Source organism: Marinobacter pelagius (assembly GCF_900114925.1).
GTDB lineage: Bacteria > Pseudomonadota > Gammaproteobacteria > Pseudomonadales > Oleiphilaceae > Marinobacter > Marinobacter pelagius.
Map to the genome: position 1 here is coordinate 456651 of NZ_FOUR01000001.1, position 26050 is coordinate 482700.

Annotated in this window: 23 protein-coding genes; 12 read left to right on the top strand and 11 right to left on the bottom strand. The window is 62.6% G+C overall.

What is annotated here, in order from left to right; all coding sequences use genetic code 11:
- Positions 1–25 precede the first annotated feature (25 nt).
- Positions 26–1090 carry a hypothetical protein gene (locus BM254_RS02045; protein WP_091998061.1) on the bottom strand — a complete coding sequence of 355 codons (1065 nt, stop codon included), beginning with the start codon at positions 1088–1090 and terminating at the stop codon, positions 26–28.
- A gap of 234 nt (positions 1091–1324) precedes the next feature.
- Between BM254_RS02045 and BM254_RS02050 the strand changes: the two genes are divergently transcribed.
- On the top strand, positions 1325–1597 hold the full coding sequence (locus BM254_RS02050; RefSeq protein WP_091998063.1) for an HU family DNA-binding protein: 273 nt from the start codon (positions 1325–1327) through the stop codon (positions 1595–1597).
- Positions 1598–1630: 33 nt separating this feature from the next.
- Here BM254_RS02050 and BM254_RS02055 read toward each other — a convergent pair whose 3' ends face one another.
- The 8 genes from BM254_RS02055 to gshB all read right to left on the bottom strand — a co-directional run bounded on the left by BM254_RS02055 (position 1631) and on the right by gshB (position 8624).
- Positions 1631–2662, bottom strand: a complete 1032-nt coding sequence (locus BM254_RS02055) for a putative solute-binding protein (RefSeq protein ID WP_091998065.1) — start codon at positions 2660–2662, stop codon at positions 1631–1633.
- 200 nt (positions 2663–2862) lie between these two features.
- Complete coding sequence (locus BM254_RS02060) at positions 2863–4170, bottom strand: dihydroorotase (protein ID WP_091998067.1); 1308 nt, start codon at positions 4168–4170, stop codon at positions 2863–2865.
- The gene (locus BM254_RS02065; protein WP_091998069.1) at positions 4167–5177 is read right to left on the bottom strand and encodes an aspartate carbamoyltransferase catalytic subunit; all 1011 of its coding nucleotides are present in this window, start codon (positions 5175–5177) and stop codon (positions 4167–4169) included. The genes BM254_RS02060 and BM254_RS02065 overlap by 4 nt, the downstream gene beginning before the upstream one ends.
- A gap of 39 nt (positions 5178–5216) precedes the next feature.
- On the bottom strand, positions 5217–5726 hold the full coding sequence (gene pyrR / locus BM254_RS02070; protein ID WP_091998071.1) for a bifunctional pyr operon transcriptional regulator/uracil phosphoribosyltransferase PyrR: 510 nt from the start codon (positions 5724–5726) through the stop codon (positions 5217–5219).
- A 35-nt stretch (positions 5727–5761) separates the two neighbouring features.
- Positions 5762–6202, bottom strand: a complete 441-nt coding sequence (ruvX, locus tag BM254_RS02075; RefSeq protein WP_091998073.1) for a Holliday junction resolvase RuvX — start codon at positions 6200–6202, stop codon at positions 5762–5764.
- On the bottom strand, positions 6195–6761 hold the full coding sequence (locus tag BM254_RS02080; protein ID WP_175497187.1) for a YqgE/AlgH family protein: 567 nt from the start codon (positions 6759–6761) through the stop codon (positions 6195–6197). Before BM254_RS02080 ends, ruvX begins: the two co-directional genes overlap by 8 nt.
- The gene (locus BM254_RS02085) at positions 6758–7618 is read right to left on the bottom strand and encodes an energy transducer TonB (RefSeq protein ID WP_091998076.1); all 861 of its coding nucleotides are present in this window, start codon (positions 7616–7618) and stop codon (positions 6758–6760) included. Before BM254_RS02085 ends, BM254_RS02080 begins: the two co-directional genes overlap by 4 nt.
- Positions 7619–7670: 52 nt before the next feature.
- Complete coding sequence (gene gshB / locus BM254_RS02090) at positions 7671–8624, bottom strand: glutathione synthase (protein WP_091998078.1); 954 nt, start codon at positions 8622–8624, stop codon at positions 7671–7673.
- A 296-nt stretch (positions 8625–8920) separates the two neighbouring features.
- On the opposite strand from gshB, the gene pilG reads away from it, so the two are divergent.
- The 11 genes from pilG to BM254_RS02145 all read left to right on the top strand — a co-directional run bounded on the left by pilG (position 8921) and on the right by BM254_RS02145 (position 24571).
- Positions 8921–9313 (top strand): twitching motility response regulator PilG, encoded by a 393-nt coding sequence (pilG, locus tag BM254_RS02095; RefSeq protein WP_008175635.1) that lies wholly within the window; start codon positions 8921–8923, stop codon positions 9311–9313.
- Between the two features lie 32 nt (positions 9314–9345).
- A complete protein-coding gene (pilH, locus tag BM254_RS02100; RefSeq protein ID WP_011787171.1) occupies positions 9346–9708 on the top strand; it encodes a twitching motility response regulator PilH in 363 nt (120 codons plus the stop codon).
- Between the two features lie 22 nt (positions 9709–9730).
- Complete coding sequence (locus BM254_RS02105; protein ID WP_091998080.1) at positions 9731–10276, top strand: chemotaxis protein CheW; 546 nt, start codon at positions 9731–9733, stop codon at positions 10274–10276.
- Between the two features lie 92 nt (positions 10277–10368).
- Positions 10369–12444 (top strand): methyl-accepting chemotaxis protein, encoded by a 2076-nt coding sequence (locus BM254_RS02110; RefSeq protein ID WP_175497188.1) that lies wholly within the window; start codon positions 10369–10371, stop codon positions 12442–12444.
- A 27-nt stretch (positions 12445–12471) separates the two neighbouring features.
- On the top strand, positions 12472–13371 hold the full coding sequence (locus BM254_RS02115) for a CheR family methyltransferase (RefSeq protein ID WP_091998083.1): 900 nt from the start codon (positions 12472–12474) through the stop codon (positions 13369–13371).
- A gap of 11 nt (positions 13372–13382) precedes the next feature.
- Positions 13383–20900, top strand: coding sequence for a hybrid sensor histidine kinase/response regulator (locus tag BM254_RS02120; RefSeq protein ID WP_091998084.1), 7518 nt, complete (start codon positions 13383–13385; stop codon positions 20898–20900).
- Positions 20900–21952: a chemotaxis protein CheB gene (locus BM254_RS02125; protein ID WP_091998086.1), complete on the top strand. Its 1053-nt coding sequence runs from the start codon at positions 20900–20902 to the stop codon at positions 21950–21952. The genes BM254_RS02120 and BM254_RS02125 overlap by 1 nt, the downstream gene beginning before the upstream one ends.
- 11 nt (positions 21953–21963) lie before the next feature.
- Positions 21964–22425 (top strand): chemotaxis protein CheW, encoded by a 462-nt coding sequence (locus BM254_RS02130; RefSeq protein WP_091998088.1) that lies wholly within the window; start codon positions 21964–21966, stop codon positions 22423–22425.
- Between the two features lie 74 nt (positions 22426–22499).
- Positions 22500–22991, top strand: coding sequence for a Fur family transcriptional regulator (locus BM254_RS02135; protein ID WP_091998090.1), 492 nt, complete (start codon positions 22500–22502; stop codon positions 22989–22991).
- A complete protein-coding gene (gene znuC / locus BM254_RS02140) occupies positions 22984–23772 on the top strand; it encodes a zinc ABC transporter ATP-binding protein ZnuC (RefSeq protein WP_091998092.1) in 789 nt (262 codons plus the stop codon). Before BM254_RS02135 ends, znuC begins: the two co-directional genes overlap by 8 nt.
- Positions 23759–24571 (top strand): metal ABC transporter permease, encoded by an 813-nt coding sequence (locus BM254_RS02145; RefSeq protein ID WP_091998094.1) that lies wholly within the window; start codon positions 23759–23761, stop codon positions 24569–24571. The genes znuC and BM254_RS02145 overlap by 14 nt, the downstream gene beginning before the upstream one ends.
- A gap of 11 nt (positions 24572–24582) precedes the next feature.
- On the opposite strand, the gene BM254_RS02150 is transcribed toward BM254_RS02145, so the two are convergent.
- Both BM254_RS02150 and BM254_RS02155 read right to left on the bottom strand, forming a co-directional pair.
- Positions 24583–24831 (bottom strand): CDGSH iron-sulfur domain-containing protein, encoded by a 249-nt coding sequence (locus tag BM254_RS02150; RefSeq protein WP_091998096.1) that lies wholly within the window; start codon positions 24829–24831, stop codon positions 24583–24585.
- 45 nt (positions 24832–24876) lie between these two features.
- Positions 24877–25962, bottom strand: coding sequence for a patatin-like phospholipase family protein (locus tag BM254_RS02155; protein WP_091998098.1), 1086 nt, complete (start codon positions 25960–25962; stop codon positions 24877–24879).
- Positions 25963–26050: the final 88 nt, after the last annotated feature.

Consider the following 26050-nt stretch of genomic DNA (forward strand, 5'->3'; position numbering starts at 1 on the left):
CTACCTATCCCCGGGAACCGATGGTTTACAGCAGATCATCCAGATCCATGGTTTCAACCGACTCCTGCCGGTCGTCCCAGAAGGTGCCGAGCTGACCAAGCGGCGTGCGGTGGCCGGTATTCTCCACCCACATCCGGTCGGAAATGGCCACGATCATGTTGGTGGCCATGGCATCCACGAAACGCCAGTCCTCGTTGGCCGGATCCTGCTCCAGGGATTCGGCATGCTCCCGGATGACTTCCCTAAGGCGTGCCTCATCACCCTTGTTCACGGCCGCGATGGCATGGAACACGTGCGGCAGGCGCACACCCGCGGCCTCGCCCTGATCGTCGGCAATCTGCAATCGTTCGAAGGCGTCCTCGCCCTCGGGTTGGGCTCCTGGAATCATTGCCCAGACGGTGGCGCGCAACGCCATCGGCGCGCCCCACCACTTGTCGTTGGCCAGGCAACTGGTGCCCCGCTCCACAATAGAACCGATGTTGGCCGGCACGCCAATTGAGGAGGTGGACTGGATCTGGGCATTCAGTGCCTGCAGACCCGACAGCAGGCCGGCAAGGTAGATGAACTCGTCCATGTCATCCTCGAATTCCGGGCACTCGCCAGTACCGACCTCGCCATAATGGGCATTGTGATGCTGCCAGGCCCGGAAATAGCGCCGGGAGGCCAGAGCGTAGGCCCGCTTCTGGCGGATCATGGCATCCTCGGCCTCCTCCGCCTCCATCCCGTTCAGGGCGGCCAGGGCATCCAGCTCGTGCTCCCGGGCCTGCTCCTCGGCACAACCGCCGGAGGAGAGGTACAGCATGACCGCCAGCTGGTCCGGTTCGTCCGTGACCCGCCCGAAGGACATCAGCAACGGTGCCGTGGCCTCGCTCATGGCACACCCCATGGCCAGATCCTGTGACTGCATCAGGTACGGAACCGTGTGATTGCGGGAGAATCCCTGCATGACGTCACCGGTGGTCTTGTACATCATGTGGTCAATCGCACCGCAGCCGGTGACCAGGGTCGTGACGGCAAGCGTGGCGAGCAGGCCGCGGAAGCGGGCCCGCAGGGTGCTCGGAGATCGGGGAGATTTGCGGAGGTCGGTCATGACTTCTGTACCTTTTTTACGTTCTTGTTCTGATCGCGCGGACTCGACACCGGCAGCCGGCTCAAATGTTACGAACTGTAACCGGCGGGCATTATGGCCTGTCAGGACCGGTTTTTATGAGACGGGGGCCGCAAATGACGCCTCCGGCCGATGCTTTTGTAACAGCCCGGTTTGCACAATTTGCGCCGAGCCACTATAGATTTCTGTCGACAACGACAATAAGAGGACTCTCACATGCGTAAACCTGAACTCGCTGCCGCCATTGCCGACCGCACCGGTATGACCCGGGAGAAAGCGGGCGAAGTCATTGCTGCTTTCACCGACCAGGTATCCGCCGCTGCCGCCCGTGGCGAGGATGTCAGCCTGATCGGCTTCGGAACTTTCAATCTCCGCAGCCGTGAGGCCCGCAGCGGCCGCAATCCCCAGACCGGGGCTTCCATCCAGATTCCGGCGAGCAAGACCGTCGGGTTCAAGGCGGGCAAGGCCCTCAAGGATGCGGTTCAGTAAGGAGCATCGGGCCCGCACCGCGGGCCCTCGTTCTCAGGAGGCGCACTCCGCACGGGCACCATCCACCCGGCACCGGATCGCCTTCATCAGCTTGATGGCACGCTCGTCGTAAACGCCATCCTCCAGCAGGGACAGGCGTACCTTTCTCAGCATCTTGTCGTACTCGGCGGTATCTTCCTGCGGCAGGCTCATCCAGACTTCTTCGGGAATGCCGGCTTCCGCCTCCGCAATGATCCCGTACGCCTCGTCCAGCCGCTGGATGGCCTGGTCACGGACCATCTGGCCGGCATCATCCGGAAAGCGATCCCGGTGCATGATCACCTGGAAGTTCATGTAGGCGAGCGCATAGCGAACCACGGCACCGTCCGGATTCACGCCCTTATACAGCTCCAGGGGCTGGTAGGCCACCGCAGGTGCATAGGCGAGATCGACGCTGCCGTTGTTGAACTTGCCAGCGAAGTTGGCGGAGTTGGAACCCACCACCGAGGCGCCGACGTGGCGCACCATGCGCACCGATGCCTCGTCATAATCCAGGGTCGCGATACGCTTGCCCTGCAGTTTTTCAACAGAGTCGATGCTGCGATCCCGGGTGTGCAGGTAGATCGCACCGGCCGGGAACACGCCAGCCACCTCGTAGGGCCCGTTCACCAGAAACGGCCGGGCCTTGGGCTGGCTCAGGGTGTTGTACAGCAGGCGCATCTCCTCCTCGCCCGGTACCGCGCCCATGGCTTCGAGGCTGCCGGTGAACTTGTTGAACTCGCGGGCGCGGGTGCCGGTCAGCAGGACCGCATCGCACTGACCGGCCTTGAAGTCCTCGGCCGCCACCTTTTCGTCGGTGTAGGCCCGCAGGTCGAGCTTGATGCCCCGCTTCAGGGCTACCGGTTGGAAGGTTTTGGTGATGGCGAACAACGGGCCGTTGGCCCCCACCGGATCAAAGACGCAGAAGCTGCGTTCGAGGATTTCCCTGGGCGCCTGCTCCTGGGCCTGACCAAGGGAAGGAAACAACAGGGAAGCGCACAGGGTGGCGGCTACGGCCACCCGATGCGGGAAGTGTGCTGGTTTCACGGGATGACTCCTGATTTATTATTGTCGGGCGCCGGAACGTCCGGGTGCCGGCGTTGCCACGTTGTCCTTGAGCGACCTTAGGTCGACCGCTACAAGAATACGTTGGCACAGGTGCCTGCCATCAAGGTCTTTTCAGCAAGAGGAGGAGTTTCTGTGATGGTATCGACAGAGGCCACCGGACCTCTGCCGCATTTCCGGGGTCAGACCTGGAGCGCGTCCCAGGCCTTGTGACCCTCGACCAGTGTCATCCGGACCACGCCTGGCAGTTCGCGGCCGATGACCGGTGCGTGGCGCCCGGCTGAAACCAGAGAGCTGTCGTCAGCGGTCCAGGTTGCTGCCGGATCAAACAAACATAGATCGGCCACATCGCCCTCGGCCAGTCCGGCGCTCCGGCCGATGACCGAAGCCGGCCCGGCAGTCAGTGCCCGCACCAGGTCGGTCAGCGCCAGTTCGTCCCGGTTCACCAGTTCAAGACCCATGGACAGCACACTTTCGATGGTGGACAGGCCCGGTTCGGTAGCCGCCAGCGGCGCCTGCTTGGCGGCGGAATCGTGGGGCTGGTGCTGGCTGACAATGGCCGCGATGATACCCTCCCTCACGCCGGCCACCAGGGCTTTGCGGTCAGTCTCGGAGCGCAGCGGCGGGCGCACATGGAAGCGGCTATCAAAGCCGGCCAGGGCATCCTCGGTAAACACCAGCTGGTGCATGGCGACGTCGGCCGTGACCTGGATACCCCGCTGCTGCGCTTCCGCCAGCATTTCGACACTGCGGGCACAGGAGAGCTGGCTCAGATGCAGCCGTACACCGGTCTCCTCCGCCAGCAACAGCATCTCCATGACCGCGGCCGTCTCTGCCACTTCGGGTATCCCCAGAAGCCCCAGGCGGGACGTCACCAGACCGTCATGGGCATAGCCGTCTGCCGCCAGGGCCTGGTTTTCCGGGCTGAACATCACGGTCAGGCCAAAGGTCTGGGCGTAGGCCATGCAACGGCGCAGGATACGGGCATTGCGCACGCCCCGGGCGCCGTTACCCACGGCAACGCAGCCGGCATTCCTGAGGCCCGCCATATCGCTGAGCAGGTCACCCTCAAGCCCGCGGGTAATGGCGCCAATGGGCAATACCCGGATCGGGGAGCGACTGGCAGCCACATCCCGGATCAGGTGCGTGACCGCGCCGGAATCATTGACCGGCGAGGTTTCCGGCGAGGCGCAAACCGTGGTGAAGCCACCATGGGCCGCGGCCCGGGTTTCCGACGCAATATTGCCCTTCTGGCCGTTGCCCGGTTCACGCAGGTTGCAGCACAGATCGACAAAGCCCGGGGCGATCACCCAGCCGTCGGCGTTGATGGTGTCATCGACATCGGCACTGCGGGCCTGACTGCCGGTGGCGGCAATCCGGCCATCGCGAATCAGCAGGGCGTCGTTGTCGGTTTCCCGGCCCTGGCCATCGATCAGTCGACCACCGGTAATCAGCAGCAGCGGCGAGGATTGGTTGCTGGTATGACTCATGCTTTTGCCCTTTCTGCCTTCTGCTGACGTTCTGCCACCTGGCCACCCATGGCCATGGACATTACCGCCATCCGGATGGCGATGCCGTTGGTGACCTGGTTGAGAATCACCGACTGGGGCCCATCGGCCACCGCCGATTCGATCTCCACCCCGCGGTTGATCGGCCCCGGATGCATCACGATGCATTCCGGATGGGCCAGGGCCAGCTTCTCGCGATTGAGACCATACAACCGGTAGAACTCCCGCTCACTGGGCAGCAGGGCTCCCTCCATGCGCTCCTTCTGGAGCCGCAGCATGATCACCACATCCAGGTCTTTCATGCCCTTTTCCATGTCGTATTCAACGGTGCAGCCGAGGCTCTCCACATCCTTGGGCAGCAGGGTTCCCGGGGCAATGACCCGGACTTCTTCCGCCCCGAGCACATTCAACGCCCGGATCTGGGAGCGGGCAACCCGGGAATGCAGGACATCACCGACAATGGCGACTTTCAGGCCGTCAAACCGCTGCTTGTGCTGGCGAATGGTGAGCATGTCGAGCATGGCCTGGGTGGGATGAGCGTGGCGGCCGTCGCCGGCATTGATGATCGCAACCCCCGGCGTCACGCTCTCGGCGATGAAATGCGGCGCCCCGCTCTGGGAGTGGCGCACCACAAACATGTCGCTGGCCATGGCCTCGAGGTTGAGCAGGGTATCGGACAGGGATTCGCCCTTGGAGGTGGCCGAGGTGCTGATATCCAGGTTCAGCACGTCCGCCGACAGGCGCTTGGCGGCAAGCTCGAAGGTGCTTCGGGTACGGGTACTGGACTCGAAGAACAGGTTGACCACCGTTCGCCCCCGCAGCAGCGGCACTTTCTTGATGGTCCGCTCCCCCACTTCGATGAAGGAGTCGGCGGTATCCAGGATATCGGTAAGCAAATCACGGTCGAGGCCGTCGAGGGTGAGGAAATGCCGCAACTGACCATCCCGGGTCAGCTGCAAGTGGTGCGGGGAAGGGTCGTGTGCGGTCATGGGTCGCCTGTTTGCTGTGTTGCCGTATGGAATCGCTGGTTACTGCCCGGTTTCCTGTAGTTCGATGCGCAGGGGGTCGGGGCCCCGGAGCTTGACCCGCTGATGGGCATCCAGGGACAGCACCCGCCCGGCCACATCCGGCTGGATCGGCAGTTCCCGGGCGCCGAGATCAATCAGGGTGGCCAGTATGATACTGGCTGGACGACCGTAGTCGAAAATTTCGTTCATGGCGGCACGGATGGTCCGGCCACTCATGATGACGTCGTCGATGAGGATGATGTCCCGGCCCTCGGTATCGAACGGCAGGCTGGAGGGCTTCACCTTCGGATTCAGGCCGATGCGGCTGAAGTCGTCCCGGTAAAACGAGATATCCAGCTCCCCGAAAGCCTGATCAATGCCCAGGCGTTTGCTCAGCACATCCGCCAGCCAGACGCCGCCGGTACGGATACCGATCACCGCCGGCTCGGTCACATTGCGCTCCTCCAGGATCCGGCGCAATCCCGTTTCCAGCTCATCCAGCAGCTGGTTGATATCAAGCTGTGCGGTCATCAGGTCCTCACTGTGTTTCAGGTCAGCCGGAAATGTCAGCCGGCGCTATTATCCTGTTCCCGGAACCAGGTTTCCAGAATCAGTACCGCGGCGCGGTCATCAACACCATGGCGGCCGAAATCCCGGCTGCCACCGCGGGCCAAGACGTCACCCTTGGCCTCGAAACTGGTGAGCCGTTCGTCCACCATCTCCACCGGGTAATGGAAACGGCCGTGGATACGGTTGCCGAACTTGCGGGCCCGGGCGCACATCTCGTTCTCGGTGTCGTCCATGTTCAGGGGCAGGCCCACCAGCACCAGGTCCGGCCGCCACTCCTCCAGCAGTTTTTCCACCACCGACCAGTCCGGGATGCCGTCCCGGGCGGGAATCATCGCCAGCGGCTCACCGGTACCCAGCAACTCCTGCCCGGTGGCCACGCCGATCCTGCGGGTGCCGAAATCGAACGCCATCACCCGGCGATTGCCCGCCTCAGGCATGGCCGCCGAACTCGGTCAGCTGGTTCAGGTCGATACCGATCAGCTTGAGTACCGCCTGGTAGCGGTCCTGGGCCGGCGTCCGGAACAGGATGTCGGTACTGGCCGGACAGGTCAGCCAGGAGTTGCTGCCCAGCTCCTCCTCCAGCTGACCCTCGCCCCAGCCGGAGTAACCCAGTGCTACCAGGAACTCTTCCGGACCATCGCCACGGCCGATGCCGGCCAGGATGTCCCGGGAGGTGGTAAGCAGAACGTCTTCGGCCACCTGGACGGTGTTCTGCCATGTGGTAGCGGGGCTGTGGAGCACGAAGCCACGCTCGGGCTGAACCGGGCCACCACTGTAGACCGGGAGGTCCAGCTCGGAGCCATGCATGTCCAGCTGTTCCAGAATCTCACCGAGGTGGATATCCAGCGGCTGGTTGATCATCAGCCCGAGCGCTCCGTCGTCGGAATGTTCACAGATGTAGATCACACCACCGTGAAAACGGGGGTCGGCCAGCCAGGGCGAAGCCACCAGAAAGTGGTGCTGCAGACTGTTGGGAGATTTCCTGGTTGCGGTCATCCGGATGTCAGCCCCCGCCGTTGGAAAGACCAGGTTCGTATGATTTCCAGCTCATCCACTTCCTCGCGCATGTCTTCCGGGAACGGGGCGAACGGGGATGCCATGCGCACGATGCGGATGGCGGCGTCGTCCAGGACCCGGCTGCCCGAGGACTGCAGGATAGCCACTTCCTTGATTGTGCCATCTTTCTTGAGCGATACCAGCATCCGGAGCGTGCCGTAGATACCCGCTCTGCGGGCCTCGGTCGGGTAATTGATGTTCCCGACACGGGTGACCTTGCTGATCCAGTTCTGGACATACCAGGCGTTGGTGGACTGCAGGGTCGAGGCAGACGTGACCCGCATGACCCGGGGCTTGCGGGCATAGGCCTGTTGCTGGGCATCAAACCGCGCTTCCAGGCTGGCGATTTCCAGGCTGCGCTCCATCAGGCTTTTCTTTTTCTCCACCGGTTGCGGTTCCGGCTCGGCTTTCTCTTCCGGCTCGGCCACCTTGCGGCTGGAGGGCGCTGTGGTCTGCACCACCGTCTGTTCCTGCTGCTTCACCGGTTCCGGCCGGGATGGCGGCTCGGGCTGTACCTGTGCCGGTTCCGGCTGGCTGACCTCGGCCGGCTGGGGCGTGGTCATTTCCCGGGGTTCGTCTTCGGTGCCACTGCCCTGCTGATTGGTCTGGGCCAGAAAATCGGCCTTTTCCGGGGCCTTCTCGTCTTCAAACTGGGACAGGGTGATTTCCATGGTCTGGGCCGACGAGCGCGGAGGCTCCGGCGCGAAGGTGATGCCCAGCACGATAATCGCGTGCACGGCCAACGCCATGAACAGGGTGAAGGAAAACCGGTCAAAATCGCTTACCTGAACTGCCATTCCTGTTCCTGATCCTGTCGTTGGTCCTGCACTGCTCGCCCCATTCTGTCGGTTACGCCTGCTTCAGGCGCTTTTCAATGGCATCCATCAGCATGCCGCCGATATCGATGCCGTAGGCCGCATCCAGTTCCCGGATGCAGGTGGGGCTGGTTACATTGATTTCAGTCAGATAGTCGCCGATCACGTCGAGGCCGACAAACATCAGGCCCTTCTCCTTGATCGCAGGGGCGACGCGGGCACAGATTTCCCGGTCACGATCGGTCAACTCCCGGCCCTCACCCCGGCCGCCGGCCGCGAGGTTGCCGCGATTCTCGCCCTGGGACGGAATCCGCGCAAGGGCATAGGGCACCGGCTCGCCCTCGATGAGCAGGATCCGTTTGTCGCCATCGACAATCTCGGGAATGAATTTCTGTGCCATGGCCTGGTGGGTGCCATAGTTGGTCAGGGTCTCGATGATCACGCCCAGGTTGAAATCGTTCTCCCGCACCCGGAAGATCGAGTGACCGCCCATGCCGTCCACCGGCTTCATGATGATATCACCGTGCTCGGCATAGAACTCCCGGAACCGGTGCGCCGAACGGCTCACCAGCAACGGCGGCGTCAGATCCTCGAACTGGGTGGCGAACAGCTTCTCGTTACAGTCCCGCAGAGTGGCGGCGGGGTTTACCACCAGGGCGCCCTGCAGTTCCGCCGCCTCCAGGATGTAGGTAGCCATCAGGAACTCGCGGTCCACGGGCGGATCCTTGCGCATCAGGATCACGTCCAGATCGCCCAGGGCCCGGTCCTGACTGCCGCCGAAGCTGAACCAGTTCTCCGGGTCCATGTGGACAGTCAGATCCCGGGTGTGGGCCATCGCCCGGCCACCGTCGAGGTACATGTCGGGCAACTCCATGTATTCGATCTCCCAGCCCCGCTTCTGCGCGGCCAGCAACATGGCGAGCGAACTGTCTTTCTTGAACGTGATGTTTTCGATGGGATCCATCACGATCCCGAGTCGGACTGTCATAGTGTCTCTTCAGCTCCTGGGAAGTAAAAACACGAACCGGTCAGCAGAGCGAGCCGGGCGTTAAATGCTATCCTGAGACGTCAGATGGTATTGTACCCGAGCCGCGAATGCATCCGGAGATATCCTCAGGAGATACGTGACTGTGCGGGCAGAAGTACATTTAGTCACAAACTAATACTTTTTATATGGCCATCGATATTCTATAACTGAGCGGGGTTTATAGAAGAACCTTGAGGTTTGTGTTAAAACCCCCGTTCCAAAATAAAGATAGTCGCTGAGCGCAAGGCAGTTGGACAATGGATGACAACTTCGAGAATCTGAAGATTATGGTGATCGACGACAGCAAAACGATTCGTCGCACCGCAGAAACCCTCCTCAAGAAGGTCGGCTGTGAGGTCATCACCGCGACTGACGGCTTTGACGCTCTGGCCAAGATTGCCGATTCCCAGCCGGACATCATTTTCGTTGACATCATGATGCCGCGCCTGGATGGCTACCAGACCTGCGCACTGATCAAGAACAATTCCTCTTTCAAAAAGACGCCGGTTATCATGCTCTCCAGCAAGGACGGACTGTTCGATAAAGCGAAAGGTCGCATCGTAGGCTCTGACCAATATCTGACCAAACCGTTCAGCAAGGACGAGCTGCTAAACACCATCCGCCAGTACGTACCACAGGCGGAACAGTAAACCTGCTGAAATCAAGAACCATCGAGGAAACCATGGCCCGCATTCTGATTGTTGATGACTCTCCCACCGAGGTGAAGAAGATTTCCACCATCCTGGAAAAGCACAAGCACGAAGTCCTGACCGCCGATAACGGCGCGGATGGTGTTGCCAAGGCCCGCGCTGAAACGCCGGACCTGGTACTGATGGACGTAGTCATGCCAGGCCTGAACGGCTTCCAGGCGACCCGCCAGCTGACCCGTGCGCCCGAGACTGCCTCCATTCCGGTTGTCATCGTTACCACCAAGGACCAGGAAACCGACCGCGTATGGGGCACCCGCCAGGGCGCCAAGGGTTACCTGGTAAAGCCGGTGAACGAAGACGACCTGATCAAGACCATCAACAGCCTGATCGCCTGACCCTCACAACCTTGGAGTACGCATGTCCGCCCAGGCCGCCCCTTTTGCCGTTCTGACGGATATCGCCCAGCGCAGCCGGTCCATGGCCGCCGGCCTGCCGGAGCAACAGGAAGCCGTTGAGCTGTGGAACGGCATCGGCTTCGTGTTATCGGGTGAGCACTATGTGGCCCCCATGGGTGAAGTGACAGAAATTCTCCATGTGCCCCGTTTCACCCACATTCCGGGTGTGCGGCCATTCTTGCTGGGCGCCGCCAACGTGCGCGGCCGCCTGCTCCCCCTGGTCGATCTCGCCAGCTTCTTCGACATACCCCGCTCCTCGCGCAGTCAGCGTGACCGGCGGGTTCTGGTCGTTGAGCAGGGGGATGTGTTCAGCGGGCTGGTCGTGGACAGCGTCCTGGGGATGCAGTATTTCACAACCGACAGTTTCCGGGAGGCGCCGCAAGGGGTCCCCGAAAGCGTTCGTCCGTTTGTTACAGGCGGCTACGAACGCAACGAGGAAGTCTGGAGAGTGTTCTCCGCTGCCGATCTGGTGGCCGACGAGCACTTCCTGGACGTCGCGCAGTGGTAAAGGGTGGTGACACTGGCAGGAACATCACCCTGACCGCCTGAAATCCGCTAAAACAGACTTGCCAACATTTTGAAGAGGCCGGGAGCCAGAACATGAAAAACAGAGCCGGAAGATTGGGTATGGGACAGGGAGGCAACAAGCTGGTTGCCGGCCTGATCGCCGCACTGATCGCACTTACCGTCCTGCTCGTTGCCGTGCTGTTCATCATCAACCGTGACAGCCAGAACGACCAGCGATACATTGCCCACACTGCGGAACTGCGGGTACTCTCGCAGGCCATTGCGAAGAACGCGACCGAGGCCGCCGGCGGTACCGCCGAGGCATTCAACCAGTTGCGCCGCTCCCGCGATGACTTCCAGCAGCTCTGGACCTTCGTCACCGAAGGCAACCCGGAAACCGGCCTGCCCCCCAGTGAACTGGCACAGCAAAGCGGTGTACAGCAGAACTGGAACATTGTCCGGGAAAATGCCGACAGCATCCTCTCCACCCAGGATGCGGTACTGGGCCTGCACGAAGTGGCCCGGACCCTGAACGAAACCATTCCCCAGCTCCAGGTGGAGTACGACGACATCGTACAGATCCTGCTGGACAACGACGCACCAGCCGAACAGATCGCCCTGGCCCAGCGCCAGTCGCTGCTGGCCGAGCGTATCGTCCGTTCTGTTAACAACGTACTGTCCGGTGACGAAGACGCGGTTATCGCCGCCGACCGGTTCGGCCGCGACGCCAGCCTGTTCGGCCGGGTTCTCGACGGCCAGCTCAACGGCAACGAAGCCATGGGCATCTCCCGGGTAACCGATGAAGACGCCATCTACGGTCTGGAAGCGGTTGCCGAGCTGTTCGAGTTCGTTTCCCAGAACGTTGACGCCATCCTTGAAGCCTCTCCCGACCTCTTCAAGGTGCGTACCGCTGCCAGCGACATCTTCCAGAACTCCGAGATCCTGCTCTCAGAACTCTCTGTCCTGGCCGAAGGCTTCCGTACCCAGCCGGGCTCACGCCTGGTCAGCCCGACCCTGGCCTTTATCATCCTGGCCGCGATGGTTGCCATCGTTGTCTTCATCGGTCTTGCCCTTTACCGCGAAGCCCAGGCCCGTCTGGCTGCGACCCAGGAGCAGAACGAACAGAACCAGAACGCGATCCTGCGACTGCTGGACGAACTCGCCGACCTGGCGGATGGTGACCTGACCACCGAGGCCACGGTAACCGAGGACTTCACCGGTGCCATCGCCGACTCCATCAACTACGCGATCGACCAGATGCGCGGACTGGTACAGGCGATTCGTGGTACCGCGGTACGGGTAGCGGGCGCCGCCCAGGAAACCCAGTCCACCGCGATGCACCTGGCCGACGCTTCCGAGCACCAGGCCCAGGAAATTGCCGGGGCTTCTGCCGCGGTTAACGAGATGGCCGTGTCCATCGACCAGGTATCCTCGAACGCCGCCGAATCCTCCGCGGTTGCGGAGCGGTCGGTTGCGATCGCGAAGAAAGGCGCGGAAGTGGTACAGAATACCATCCGCGGCATGGACAACATCCGGGAGCAGATCCAGGAAACCTCCAAGCGGATCAAGCGTCTGGGTGAATCCTCCCAGGAAATCGGTGACATCGTATCCCTGATCAACGACATCGCCGACCAGACCAACATCCTGTCCCTGAACGCCGCGATCCAGGCCTCCATGGCCGGTGACGCGGGTCGAGGCTTCGCGGTGGTTGCGGACGAGGTTCAGCGCCTCGCGGAACGTTCCTCTGCGGCAACAAAGCAGATTGAAGCCCTGGTTAAGACGATCCAGTCCGATACCAACGAGGCGGTTATCTCCATGGAACACACCACCGCCGAGGTGGTCCGTGGTGCCCGTCTGGCCCAGGACGCGGGTATCGCACTCGAGGAAATCGAGAACGTATCCATGTCTCTGGCGGAGTTGATCCAGAACATCTCCAACGCCGCACGCCAGCAGTCGTCCTCTGCGGCCCACATTTCCAACACCATGAACGTTATCCAGGAAATCACCTCCCAGACCTCGTCCGGTACCAACGCGACCGCGAAGTCTATCGGTAACCTGGCCGAGATGGCGTCCGAACTGCGGTCCTCTGTTGCCGGCTTCACCCTGCCGGAAGAGGACGTGGCCGACGAAGAGCAAGAGGAAGACAGCGACGTTCCGGTGGTGGGCTGAAGAACGGCCCGGGGCAGCTGACAGTTTATGGCGCATACCCACGACAACCTGTCACCCGCCGAAGGTATCTGGTCCATGCGCCGCCTTCCGGATATGGATGCGGCGCAGTTCCACCAGTGGCAGACCCTGCTGGAGCATCGCACCGGGATAACCCTGTCGGCCGATCGACGCTCGTTCCTGGAGACCAACATCGGGATCCGGATGCGGGAGATCGGCTGCAGCAGCTACCAGGCCTACTACGAGAAAATCGTATCCGGCCCGGACGCGGTGGTGGAATGGGCAACCCTGGTGGATCGGCTGACCGTCCAGGAGACCCGGTTCTTCCGGGATCCCGATGCCTTCCGGCTGGTGTCCGACTATGTCCTGACGCGGCCGCGTGAGCAGCTGAGGAAGCGTGCCCTGGAAGCCTGGAGCGTCGGCTGTTCAACCGGCGAAGAGCCCTACACGCTGGCGATGGTACTCAACGAGTGCATGAACCAGCTGGCAATGCAGCCATTGTTCGGGGTGACCGGGTCCGACATCAGCAAGCCCGCCATTGACAAGGCCGGCAAGGGGCAGTTCAGCGCCCGGAAACTGCTGGGGATGGACGAAATCCTGAAGGAACGGTATTTCCGCCCCGCCGAGCGAAATACTGTCGAAATCGTAAAGAGCATCCGAGATCGGGTGTGTTTCACCAGGCTCAATGTCCTGGATCTGGACACCGCACCCATGCACGGAATGAACATCATCTTCTGCCAGAATCTGCTGATCTATTTCCGCCGCTGGCGCCGGCGGGAGATCGTGAAGCGGTTAGCAGAAAGACTGGCACCGGGGGGATTACTGGTGCTGGGCCAGGGTGAGTTGACCGACTGGCAACCACCCGGCCTGCAGCGGGTACCCTCGGAACATGTTCTGGCGTGGATCAAACGCCAGGCCGACGAAGAATAACCGGAGTGGTTATGGGCAATCACCATGACAGCATCGCCCTCGACTGGGTTCGGGGAGAAATACAGGACACGCTGACCCAAGGCCAGCATGCACTGGAAGCGTATGTCGAGAACCGTGACGACACCGCGCGCCTGCGCTTCTGCCTGAATTATCTCCATCAGGTGCATGGCACCCTGCAGATGGTGGAACTCTACGGTGCGGCATTGCTCACCGAGGAAATGGAAAAGCTCACCCAGGCGATTCTCAACGAGTCCGTCGGCAATGTGGACGAGGCCGTTGACATTCTGATGCAGGCGATCCTGCAGTTGCCCCAGTACCTGGAGCACCTGACCAGCAGCGAAGATGATTTCCCGATGGTGCTGCTGCCCATGCTCAATGACCTGCGGGCCGCCCGGGGCGAAGCCCTGCTCTCCGATACCTCGCTGTTCAAGCCGGATCTCAGCCGGGCGCAGATGAGTGTCAGCGGCGCCGCCTCCCGGCGGCTGCAGGACCCGAAGGTTCTCGGCCATATCCGCAAGCTCCGGCAGATGTACCAGTTCGCCCTGGCCGGTGTGGTCCGCGAGGAGGATCTGGACGCCCAGTTCAGCTACCTCCAGAAGGTCATCCAGCGGCTCGCCCGCCTGTGCCAGAACACACCGCGCGGTGAACTGTGGAAAGCCGCCAGTGCCTTCGTGGAGACCCTCCAGGCCCACGCGAACCCGGTCAACGCCGCGGTCAAATCCCTGCTGCGGGAGCTGGATGCCGAAATTCGGCTGCTTACCGACGGCCAAGCGAATGTGCTCCAGCAGCAGGCCCCGGAAGCGCTGCTCAAGCACCTGCTCTACTACGTGGCCCGTGCCCGGGACCTGGACACCCCGCAGGTCCAGGCCCTGCGTAACGACTACAAGCTCAACATGGCACTGCCATCGGACGATGACGTCGATGCCGCCCGTACCCGGGTATCCGGGCCGGGCCGTGAGGCGATCCACTCGGTGGTCAGCGCCCTGAACGAAGAGTTGGCCAAGCTCAAGGACCAGCTGGACCTGTTCGTGCGCTCCGAGTTGCGCCAGAACAGCGAGCTGGACGATCTGTTGCCCGGCCTGCGCCAGGTGGCCAACACCCTCGCCGTGCTCGGCCTGGGTATCCCCCGCAAAGTGGTGACCGAACAGATTGAGCTGGTGGAAAAACTCAGCGACCAGACCGAACTGGTGGACGACGGCACCCTGATGGACATTGCCGGCGCCCTGCTGTATGTCGAAGCCAGCCTGGCCGGCCTCGACACCGACCGCCAGGTCGAGACACAGGACGACGCACGCCCCGGCGACGCGATCAACCTGGGCTCACGGGAACTGGGCGAAGCCAGCTCTGCCCTGCTGCGGGAATCCCGCAACACCCTCGAGCAGGTCAAATCCGCCATCGTCAACTTCATCGCATCCCAGTGGGATACCCGCGAGATCGAACACGTTCCGGAATTGCTGCACAGCATCCGTGGCGGTCTTGCCCTGATTCCCCTCGATCGTGTGGTGGACATGCTCGAATCCGCCGAGCGTTACATCACAGATGTCCTGCTCGGTGGCAAACAGGTGCCGGACTGGAAACAACTGGACACCCTGGCCGATGCGGTCACCAGTATCGAGTACTACCTGGAGCGGCTGGCCGAGGGTATCAGCGAAAACGACGCCGTGCTGCAGGTCGCCGAAGACAGCCTGGCCTCCCTCGGTTTTCCGGTGGGTGCCGAGCCCACCTGGAACGCCCCAGCAGCCGAGCCTGAAGTGCCGGCGGAGGCTGAGAGCCCTGCCGAAGAATCCGCAGCCGCACCCGAGGACGCCAAGGAATCCGACGAGGACCTGCTGGACGACGAGATCCTGGAGATCTTCGTCGAGGAAGCCCAGGAGGTCCTGGAGACCATCCACGACTTCTATCCGCGTCTGCGCCAGAACCACGACGACCGTGAAGCCCTGACCGAAGTCCGTCGGGCATTCCACACCCTCAAGGGCAGTGGTCGTATGGTCGGTGCCACCAGCATCGGCGAGCTGGCCTGGTCGGTGGAAAACCTGCTGAACCGGGTCATCGACCAGACCATCAAACCGACCGACGATCTGTTCACCCTGGTGGACGAGGTCAACGCACGGATTCCGACCCTGATCCAGGAATTCCGGGATGGCCAGGCGGACGGAGACGTTGACGGCCTGATCGGACGCGCCGAAGCCATGGCCGACACCCGGCGCACCGACGACGAACAGGCGCCGGAATCCGCTCCGGTTGCCGAGGCCCCGGCCGCTGACGAGACGCCGGCACAACCCGAGCCTGCTCTTGCAACGGAAGCGCCGGCCGGAAGCGACGAGGACGATCTGATCGATGACGAAATCCTCGAGATCTTCGTCGAAGAGGCCGGTGAAGTCCTGGATACCATCCGTGAGTACCTGCCGATGCTGCTGCGTCAGCACGATGACCGCAGTGCGCTCACCGAAGTCCGCCGGGCCTTCCACACCCTCAAGGGCAGCGGCCGTATGGTTGGTGCCAATGTAGTGGGTGAACTGGCCTGGTCGGTCGAGAACATGCTCAATCGAGCCATCGACGGCTCGATCCTCATGAACGATGAAATTGCGGCGCTGTTGCAGGATGTCACCGAGGCGCTGCCGCCACTGGTGGAAGACTTCGAGAAACGTCGTGCGCCTTCCATGGACACATTGGCCCTCGAAGCCCGGGCCAACACCCTGGCCAATGGCGAGATCCCCGACACCGGCGCCATGCCAACCGGCGCAGAGGAATCCGAGGCAGCTCCGGAGACTACGGCGGAAACCCACGAGGCCGATGACAACGGCGTGGATCCGGTGCTGCTCGACATTTTCGAGAGCGAAACCGAGACCCATCTGCAGACCCTGAAGGAGTACCTGGCCGCCGCCGGAGACAAGACCACCGTCCCCTACACCGACGACCTGTCCCGGGCCCTGCATACCCTCAAGGGCAGTGCCCATACCGCCGGAATCACACCCATCGCCGAGGTCATCACTCCCCTCGAGCGGTTTGTGAAAGAAGCCCGCGCCCAGAACAAGCGGGCTGACCGGGAAGTCGTCGCCCTGATCGAGCAGGCCTGCGACTTCCTGACCCGTGGCCTGGCCCAGATTCGACAGAACCCGCAAGCACCGCTGACGGGCACCGAGGAATTCCTCGAAAGGCTCGAGAACCTCAGCCGCTCCACCCTGCGGGCTGCTGCCGATGACGACACCAGAGCGCCGACCCGACAGGCCGAATCCCAGCTGGTTCGCCTATTCCTGAACGAAGGCCTGGACATTGTCCTCGACGCCGAGCAGATCCTTGACCGGTGGGCGGCCGATCCGACGGAAACCGGCCCGCTGGCGCAGCTCCGGAACGAGCTGGACCAGCTGACCGAGGGCGCGGCTGAAGCCGGTCTCACCGATGTCTCCGCCCTTGCCGGTGCCCTGAACAACGCCTACGAGGCGGTCGCCGACGACCATCAGGCGCCGGATGAGCACTTCTTCACCACCGTCCGTGCCGGTCATGAGCAACTGATCAACATGATGGATCAGGTCGCTGCCGGCCTTGCCACCAGTTCCGATCCCGAGCTGCTGGCCCGTATCGAGACGCTGGCCGAAGGCCGGAGTGAGCCGGCCGATACAACCGGCACGGAAGCATCCGTGACACCGGACGCCTTCGAGCAGCAGTTCGACGACGAACTAGAAGAAATTGATCTGAGTTTCGACTCCGACGGTCTCGACGAGCCCGAAGCAGAAACGGAGCCGCAGGCTGAAGCCGAGCAGCCGCCGCTTCCCGAAACCGATGAATCCGATGACGGCCTCGATCAGGAACTGGCCGAGATCTTCCTGGAAGAAGCCCGGGACCTGATCGACAGCACCGCCGAGGCCCTGCAGAGCTGGAGCGAAAATACCGGTAATCTCGATATCCTCCGGTTGCTGCAGCGCGACCTGCACACCCTCAAGGGCGGCGCCCGTCTGGCCGACATTCCCGCCGTAGGCGACCTGTCCCACGAACTGGAAACCCTGTTCGAGGGCCTGACCGAGCAACGGCTGTCGGTCAACGACCAGCTGTCCGACCTCTTGTTCCGCAGCCATGACCGCCTTGCCGGCATGGTGGAGGCCCTTGAAAACGGTGAAACTCCGCGGCCGGCACCGGATCTGGTTGCCGAGATCCAGGCTTACATGGGCAGCGCGGCCGGTTCACGACCGGTCACGGATGTTGCCGAGCCCGCACCGGAGCAACAGCCCGGGGAATCGACCGCACCGGTAGATGAAACCGCCGGCGAACCGGCCAGCGAGACGCAGGAAGAAGGTCCGACTGACCTTTCCCATCTGGATCCGGAGCTGGTGGGCATCTTCCTCGAAGAAGCCTATGACCTGATCAACTCCACCGGCAGTGCCCTGCACACCTGGAGCGAGAACCCGTCAGACACTTCGGTAGCAGCCGAACTGCAGCGTGACGTGCATACCCTGAAAGGGGGCGCGCGCATGGCCGGCGTCAATGCCATCGGCGATCTCACCCACGTCCTCGAGGACCTGTTCGAGAAAGTGGCCGAAGGCCATCTGGCCGCGTCCGAGGACATGACGGACCTGCTGTTTGCCTGTCACGACCGTCTGGCCCAGATGGTTGAGCAGGTCGCGACCCAGAAGCCCTGCCCGCCTGCTACCGACCTGGTGGCCCAGGTGGAATCCGTCATCCGGGGCGAAACCCCCACTGCCCCGGCGCCGGAAGTGGCCGGGGAGCAACCGGAAGCTCGCACCGAGTCCGGTTTCGAAGAGCACCTGGAGCCGGCTTCCGATAACGACCTGATCGGCATCTTCCTGGACGAGGGTCTGGAAATTCACGAGGCCATCGATGAATGCCTGGCCCAGTGGAAAGACGAACCCGAGGAACTGTCCGGGGTGACCCAGCTCCAGCAGGAGCTTCATACCCTCAAGGGCGGTGCCCGGCTCTCGGATGTCGATCCCATTGCCGAGCTGGCCGAAGCCTGGGCCGAGGCCCTGGACCCCCTGATTGGCGGCGCCAACAACCAGCACGCCCTGCTGGAATTGAGTGAGCGCGCCAATGCCACCCTGAAAGCCATGCTGACCGCCCTGGAAGAAGGCGATAAGCCGGAAACCGGTCACGGTCTGGTGGAGGCGTTCCGGGCGGTAGGACAGGAGGCATCAGCGGCCGAGTCAGGCCCCGAGGCGCCCACAACCGCCAGCGCCGACACGGTCGATCCGGAAGTCCTGGAGATCTTCCTGGAAGAGGCCGGCGAGATCATGGACCAGCTCGAGCAAGTACTCGAGAACTGGCGTAAAGATCCCGGCAATCACGATTTCAACCAGGAAGCCCAGCGGGCCCTGCATACCCTCAAGGGTGGCGCGCGCCTGGCGCAACTGACCGAACTGGGTGACAAGGCCCATGCCTTAGAGACCCGGTTGATCGATCTGGGCGGCAACGCGCCGGACGAAACCCAGTGGCAGGCCATCACCGACGATCACGACGCCATCATCGCCCTGGTGACCGAGGTCCGCCGCCGCTTCGAGGGTGGTCCAGCCGAGCCGGAGACCACTGCTGAAACCAGCCCTGCCCCGGCGGAGCCGAAGACGGAGGCAACCCCGGCCACCACAGCCGAGCCCAGGGCCGAGACTGCACCGGCACCAAAACCGGAGAAGGCACCGGCGAAAACGCCGGCCCAGCCCCGGAAAAAAGCTCCGGAAGTGCAGCGGGTCCAGGAAACCATCCGGGTTTCGGCACCGCTGCTGGACGAGCTGGTCAACCTGGCCGGTGAAACCAGTATCACCCGTGGCCGACTGGAACAGCAGACCAGCGACTTCGGCCACACCCTGGATGAAATGGCGGCAACCATCGAGCGTCTGCGGGAGCAGCTGCGCCGGATGGAGATCGAGACCGAAGCCCAGATCCTGTTCCGTGCCGAACAGGAGCACGGCCCGGACTATGGCGACGACTTCGACCCGCTGGAGATGGACCGCTACTCCGCCATCCAGCAGTTGTCACGGGCCCTGACCGAATCCTCCTCGGACCTGGCAGACCTCCGGGAAACCATGGCCGACCGGGTCCGGGATACCGAGACCCTGCTGGTCCAGCAGTCCCGGATCAACACGGAACTGCAGGAAGGTCTGATGAAGACCCGAATGATTCCGTTTGCCTCCATGGTGCCCCGCCTGCGCCGGATCGTCCGCCAGATCAGCGGCGAACTGGGCAAGAAAGTGGACTTCGATGTCCGCAACGCGGAAGGGGAGATGGACCGCAACATCCTGGAGCGCATGGTTGCGCCCCTGGAGCACATGCTGCGGAACGCCCTCGACCACGGCATCGAAGCGCCGGAAGACCGCAAGAACGCCGGCAAGCCCGAAACCGGGGAAGTGACCCTGTCCCTGACCCGGGAAGGGGGTGACGTGGTGCTGCGGATGATGGACGACGGCAAGGGCATTCCCTCCAGCGTCATCCGCGACAAGGCCATCCGCCAGGGGTTGCTGCGGGCCGATGAAGACCTGTCAGAACGGGAAGTCCTGCAGTTCATCCTGCAGCCGGGCTTTTCCACTGCCGAGCAGGTCACCCAGATCTCCGGCCGGGGTGTCGGAATGGACGTGGTGGCCAGCGAGATCAAGCAACTCGGTGGCAGCCTCGATATCGACTCCGCGGTAGGTCGTGGCACCACCTTCACCGTGCGACTGCCGTTCACGGTATCGGTAAACCGCGCGCTGATGGTTACCACCGGCGAGGACTTCTACGCCATTCCGCTGAATACCATCGAAGGTATCGTGCGGGTCAGCACCTACGAACTCGAGGAATACTACAAGCCGGATGCCCCGATGTATGAGTATGCCGGCCAGCAGTACCGCCTGCAGTATCTGGGTAGCCTGCTCAACAGCGATCACCAACCCAAGCTCCAGGGCCAGGCACTGCCGCTGCCGGTAATCCTGGTACGGGGTGCCGAGCAACCCATGGCCCTGCAGGTGGACAGCCTGATGGGCAGCCGGGAAATCGTGGTTAAATCCCTCGGGCCCCAGTTCAGTACCGTTCGCGGGGTCTCCGGTGCCACCATCCTCGGTGATGGTAACGTGGTGGTGATCCTCGACCTTCCGGCCATGCTGCGTTCGGACATCCTCTCCGACCGCCAGCGTCTGGCGAACCTGGAGAAGGCGCGGGAAGCTGCCCGGTACGAAGAGCAGATCACCACCGTCATGGTGGTGGACGACTCGGTTACCGTACGGAAAGTTACTTCCCGCCTGCTGGAGCGCAATGGCATGGAAGTACTCACCGCCAAAGACGGCCTGGATGCAGTTGCCCAGCTGCAGGATCACAAGCCCGACATCATCCTGCTCGATATCGAGATGCCGAGGATGGACGGCTTCGAAGTGGCCAGCTTCATTCGCCACGACGACAACCTGCGGGAGACGCCGATCTGCATGATTACCTCCAGGACCGGCGAGAAGCACCGCGAGCGGGCCCTGGCCATCGGCGTCAACGAGTACCTCGGCAAACCGTTCCAGGAAACCGAGCTGCTTGAGACCATCAAGCGGCTGACCGGAACCGAGTAATGGCCGGCCAGGGAGGCCGGCCCCGGGTCGGAATCGTGTCCGATGTGGTGCTGCAGCGACACCGGCTGCAGGCCGCAACGGCCAAGTTCGGACTCGAGGTCTCCTTCTGTGGCGATCCCCAGCGGCTGGAATACCAGCCACAGTTTCCCGAGGCGGATCTGTGGCTGATCACCCTGGAAGACGAGGCCGACCACCCCGCGCTGTTCGATCTGCTGCTGGACAATACCGAGGCACCGGTCCTGTTCGGTCTTGACCAGGCCCCCAAGCCTGGCAGCACCGACTATTTCCGCTGGGAACGACGGCTGCTGGGCAAACTGGAAAAGCAACTGGGGCATCTCGAGGAGCTGGACTCGGAAACGACGCTCGAAAAACTCGAAGACGAGCCGGCGGCACCACAGAGCAAACCCGAACTGCCCCACTGGATCAAACCTGCGGTACCGGACTCCATTGCCGAGGAGGTCTGGATTCTGGGTGCCTCCCTGGGCGGACCGGCGGCGGTCAAAACCTTTCTCGATCACCTGCCCCAGGGACTACCCGTGGGGTTTATCTACGCCCAGCACATCGACGACAATTTCACCGGGGTGCTGACCCGGGTCCTGGGCCGCGATGCCCATTACCGGCTCAAGGCGGCACAGGAAGGCTACCGGGTCCGCAACGGAGATGTGGTGCTGATGCCGGTGGAACACGAGTGGCGGCTGGACAGTACCGGCGCCCTGACCGAAGTGAACAAGCCCTGGCCCGGACCGTACGGCCCCTCCATCGACCAGGTGCTACTCAATGTGGCCGACCACTACCGGGCCCGCTGCCATGCTATCCTCTTTTCCGGCATGGGCAACGATGGCGCTCTGGCAGCGCCCATTCTCAAAGCCTTTGGTAGCCGGATCTGGGTCCAGGAAAGCAGCAGTTGCGGCAACAGTTCCATGCCGGATTCCGTGGCGGCCACCGGCTGCGCCAGTTTCACCGGCACTCCCGAGCAACTGGCACGGGAACTGATCAAAACCATTGAAAAATCCTGCCTGCTCAGAGGCCGGCAGAAACGCGATTCCGCCTGAGGACAGAAGCGATGCCCGAAAACCGTCAAGCCCTCCCCTGTGTCATGATCCCGATGACCGGTCGGCAATTGTTACTGCCCAACGTTTCCATCGCCGAGGTTGTGGACTACGCCAGCGAAGAACCCGGCTCCAATACCCCGGACTGGCTGGTGGGCTACCTGGACTGGCGAGGCCTGGATTTGCCGGTGATTTCCTACGATGCCGCCAATGGCGGCAGCCTGATGGTGCCCGGTGACAACCGGGGCCGGATCGTGGTGTTGAACACCATTGGCGAGCATCACAGTGAGGTGCCGTTCATGGCGCTGGTCACCCAGGGGATTCCCAGCCAGGCACGACTGACCGAAGCGGAAGTGCACCGGCTCGAGGGTGACACCGGCCCGGCAGATCTGATGAAGGTCGAAGTCGAGAGCGAGGAAGCCTGGATTCCCAATTTGGAATACCTGGAATCCCTGGCACGCTCAGCACGCCGCTAGTACCTGCTCCTACCCGGTCATGGCAGGGAATCCTGGAAATGTTATAATGTACCAAATTTCCCAGGATTCCCGTCATGGCAAGCCAAGCACTTCCCTATCGCCCACACAACCATCAGGCCTGTGTCACCCAGGCCCTGGCTGATGCCCGTGCGATTTGCCGGGCCCAGAACGCGCGCCTGACGCCCACCCGGGAGCGGGTCCTGGAACTGATCTGGCAATCCCACAAGCCCCTGGGAGCTTACGACGTCCTGGCTGAGCTGACCGCCGAAGGCCAGAATGCGGCACCACCGACGGTGTACCGGGCCCTGGATTTCCTCCAGCAACATGGACTGGTGCACCGGATTGCCTCTCTCAATGCCTTCATCGGCTGTGCCCATGCCGGGGAGAACCATACCGGCATGTTCCTGATCTGCCGCAGCTGCGGCAATGTTCTGGAGCTCACAGCACCCGGCGTCTCCGGCGCGATCGAGGGCGCCGCTAAGGCCGAGCATTTCAAGGCCGAGAACGTGACCCTGGAGATCGCCGGCCTGTGCCCGAGATGCCAGTCGGAGAGCCGCCATGACTGATCCCCTGGTGACCCTGGACAACGTCACGGTCCGGTTCGATGACCGTCCCGCGGTGGATCGGGTCAACCTGAACGTCCATCGCGGTGACATCATCACCATCATCGGCCCCAACGGCGCCGGCAAGACTACCCTGATCAAGGCCCTGCTGGGCCTGCAGCCGATCACCGGGGGCAAGGTGCAACGGGCGTCCGGTCTGGTGATCGGCTATGTGCCCCAGAACCTGCAAATGGAAGCTACCCTGCCGTTGAGCGTCAAACGCTTTATGGCTCTGAGCGGCCGCAGTCGCGGCGAATGCCTGAAAGCCCTGGCCCGGACCGGCATCGAGCATCTGGTCAACGCCTCGGTCCATCATCTGTCCGGCGGTGAAAAACAACGACTGCTGCTGGCCCGGGCGCTGGCCCGGAAACCGGACCTGCTGGTTCTGGACGAACCCGCCCAGGGGGTCGACATCAACGGCCAGGCGGCGCTGTACGAGCTGATCCGGGAACTGCGGGACGAACTCAGGTGCGGCGTCATCATGATCTCCCACGATCTGCACCTGGTGATGGCCGCCACCGACAAGGTTATCTGCCTGAACCAGCACGTCTGCTGCAGCGGCTTTCCCGCCGACATTTCCCACGACCCGGCCTTCATCGAGACCTTCGGCCAGTCGGTGGCCGAATCCGTGGCGGTTTACCATCACCACCACAACCACCGCCACAACCTGCACGGAGACGTCGTCCTCGGCCAGTCCTCCCCAGCCGATAGCCACGGAGACAGCTGCAACCATGTCCATCATTGACAGTCTCCTGAACGACTTCTTCTGGCGCGCCCTGATCGGTGGCCTGGGGGTTGCCCTGATCGCCGGCCCCCTCGGGTGCTTCGTGGTGTGGCGCCGTCTGGCCTATTTCGGCGATACCCTGGCCCACTCCGCGCTGCTAGGCATTGCCCTGAGTTTCCTGATCAGCGTGCCGCTGAATGTTGGCGTCATCATCACCTGCGTGGTCATTGCCCTGGTGCTGGTGGCATTCTCGAAAACCCGGACCCTGGCCACGGATACCCTGCTCGGGATCCTCGCCCACAGTGCCCTGGCCATCGGCCTGGTCACGCTGAGTTTCATGCCGGATGTGCGGGTGGATCTGACCGGGCTGCTATTCGGCGATCTGTTGGCCATGAGCCGGGATGACCTGTTGTGGATCTACGGCGGAGCGGCGGTGATTCTCGTGCTGCTGGTGACCCTGTGGCAGGGCCTGCTGATGAGCACCATTCACGAGGAGCTGGCCCGGGTGGAGGGGTTCCCGGTGGAGCGGCTGCGGCTGGTGTTGATGCTGATGTTTTCCCTGGTCATCGCCGTGGCCATGAAAATCGTCGGCGTGCTGCTGATTACCGCGCTGCTGATCATCCCGGCCGCCTCCGCTCGGCGACTGGCCCGCACACCGGAACACATGGTGGGGTTGGCTGTCGTATTCGGCTTTGTCTCGGTCAGTGGCGGCCTGGCGCTATCCTGGCATCTGGACACACCGGCCGGGCCCTCGGTGGTGGTGACGGCGTTTCTGGCCTTCCTGGTAACCTACAGCACAACGGCCAGAACCGCCGCCTGATTGGCCGGTTTCTAGTCCAGCGTCTTGTGGGTGCCATCACACATGGGTGGTGAGCCCGTGCGTTTGCAGCCACAGAACCAGACCCACTCGGTTTTCTCGGCGGTGTACTTCACCGGGCTGAAACCGGTGCCCTTGTGGGAGCCGTCGCAAAAGGGCTGGTTGTCACTGTGTCCGCAAGCACACCACACATAGTTCTTGCCACCCTCGACCTGCACGGCGTAGGGGCTTTTCTTTGCAATCTTCGGCTGTTCTTCCGGCATGGCTTATCTCCATTCGCTGATTCTGTCGGTTCAGTATAGCCAAGACTATTGCAGCGGCTTGATCACCTCCGCCAGGCGGCCAGTTTCCAGCAATTCCAGGAATTCATCCCCCAGCCGGTCGCTCTCGGCAATCGCCTGGCGCCAGGAACGCTCCCGGCCGGTATCGTCCCCCACGTATTTCTCGAAATCCTTGCGGTCCGGGAGTTTGCGATCCGGGAGGGTCTGCAGGTACTCGGCGGAGGGTGCCACCAGCAGCACATCCTGCAAGCGGTTGGCATCGCCCCGGCGCCAGGGCAGCGACTTGTCGAACCAGCCGGGCACCACCTTGTCGGTAAAGTGCGGGTACAGGATCACACCCGGCTGCTGGTAAGGCAGATCCAGGTGATAATCCAGCAAGCCACCATCGCGGTAGACACCGTCCGGTGCGCCGGGAATGTTGCGCACTCCGGACATCACCAGCGGGATGGAGGCCGATGCCAGCAACGCCGGCAGCAGATTATCACTGGTCAGGGCCACCTCGTGGCTGGGGAAGTCCACCAGTTTGGACACCGGCGTTTTCAGGCGGGCATCGTGAATGATACCCCGCTCCATGAAGCGCCCCAGATGCCGGCGACTGACCATGTTGGCGCTGATGGCATTCATCAGGCCCAGTCCCAGCCGGCCCCGGGTGTCGTGCTCCAGCAGGCCGAGACTGCGCACCACGACAATGTTCAGCCGATACCAGGGGTGGTTCAGGATGTACTCCTCCCGGCCGCCGAGCAGTTCCTCCAGGAACTGGATACTCTTGCGGGTCACCTCGGCGGCACTCACGCCCTTGGCAAAGCGCTGGGAGGTATACAGGTCAGCCAGGCGTGCCAGCTGTGCCTTGGGGTCGTCCGAGGACGCCACCGCGGCAAAGCGCCAGCTGCCGATGGAAGAGCCAATCAGGGCGCGCTCCTGCGGTGCTCCGGGCAGCCAGTCCCCGAAAATTGCCTTGTCCAGCCCGCTGATGCCGAGCGCTTTCGGACCGCCAGCGGCACCGGGTATGACATGAACGTCGTCCGGCGTCAGCGGTTTGTCTCTGAGCCGTTGCAAGGCTCGGCGACCGGCCCGGACAGTCAGGGCCGGAGCTCGGGTATGGATGGCGGTCATGGCAGGCTCCCTGTTTCAGTGGCGGGGAGTGTATCGAAAGCATCAATTGCCAGCCAACTGAACAAAACTAATGGTGGCCATAAACCGC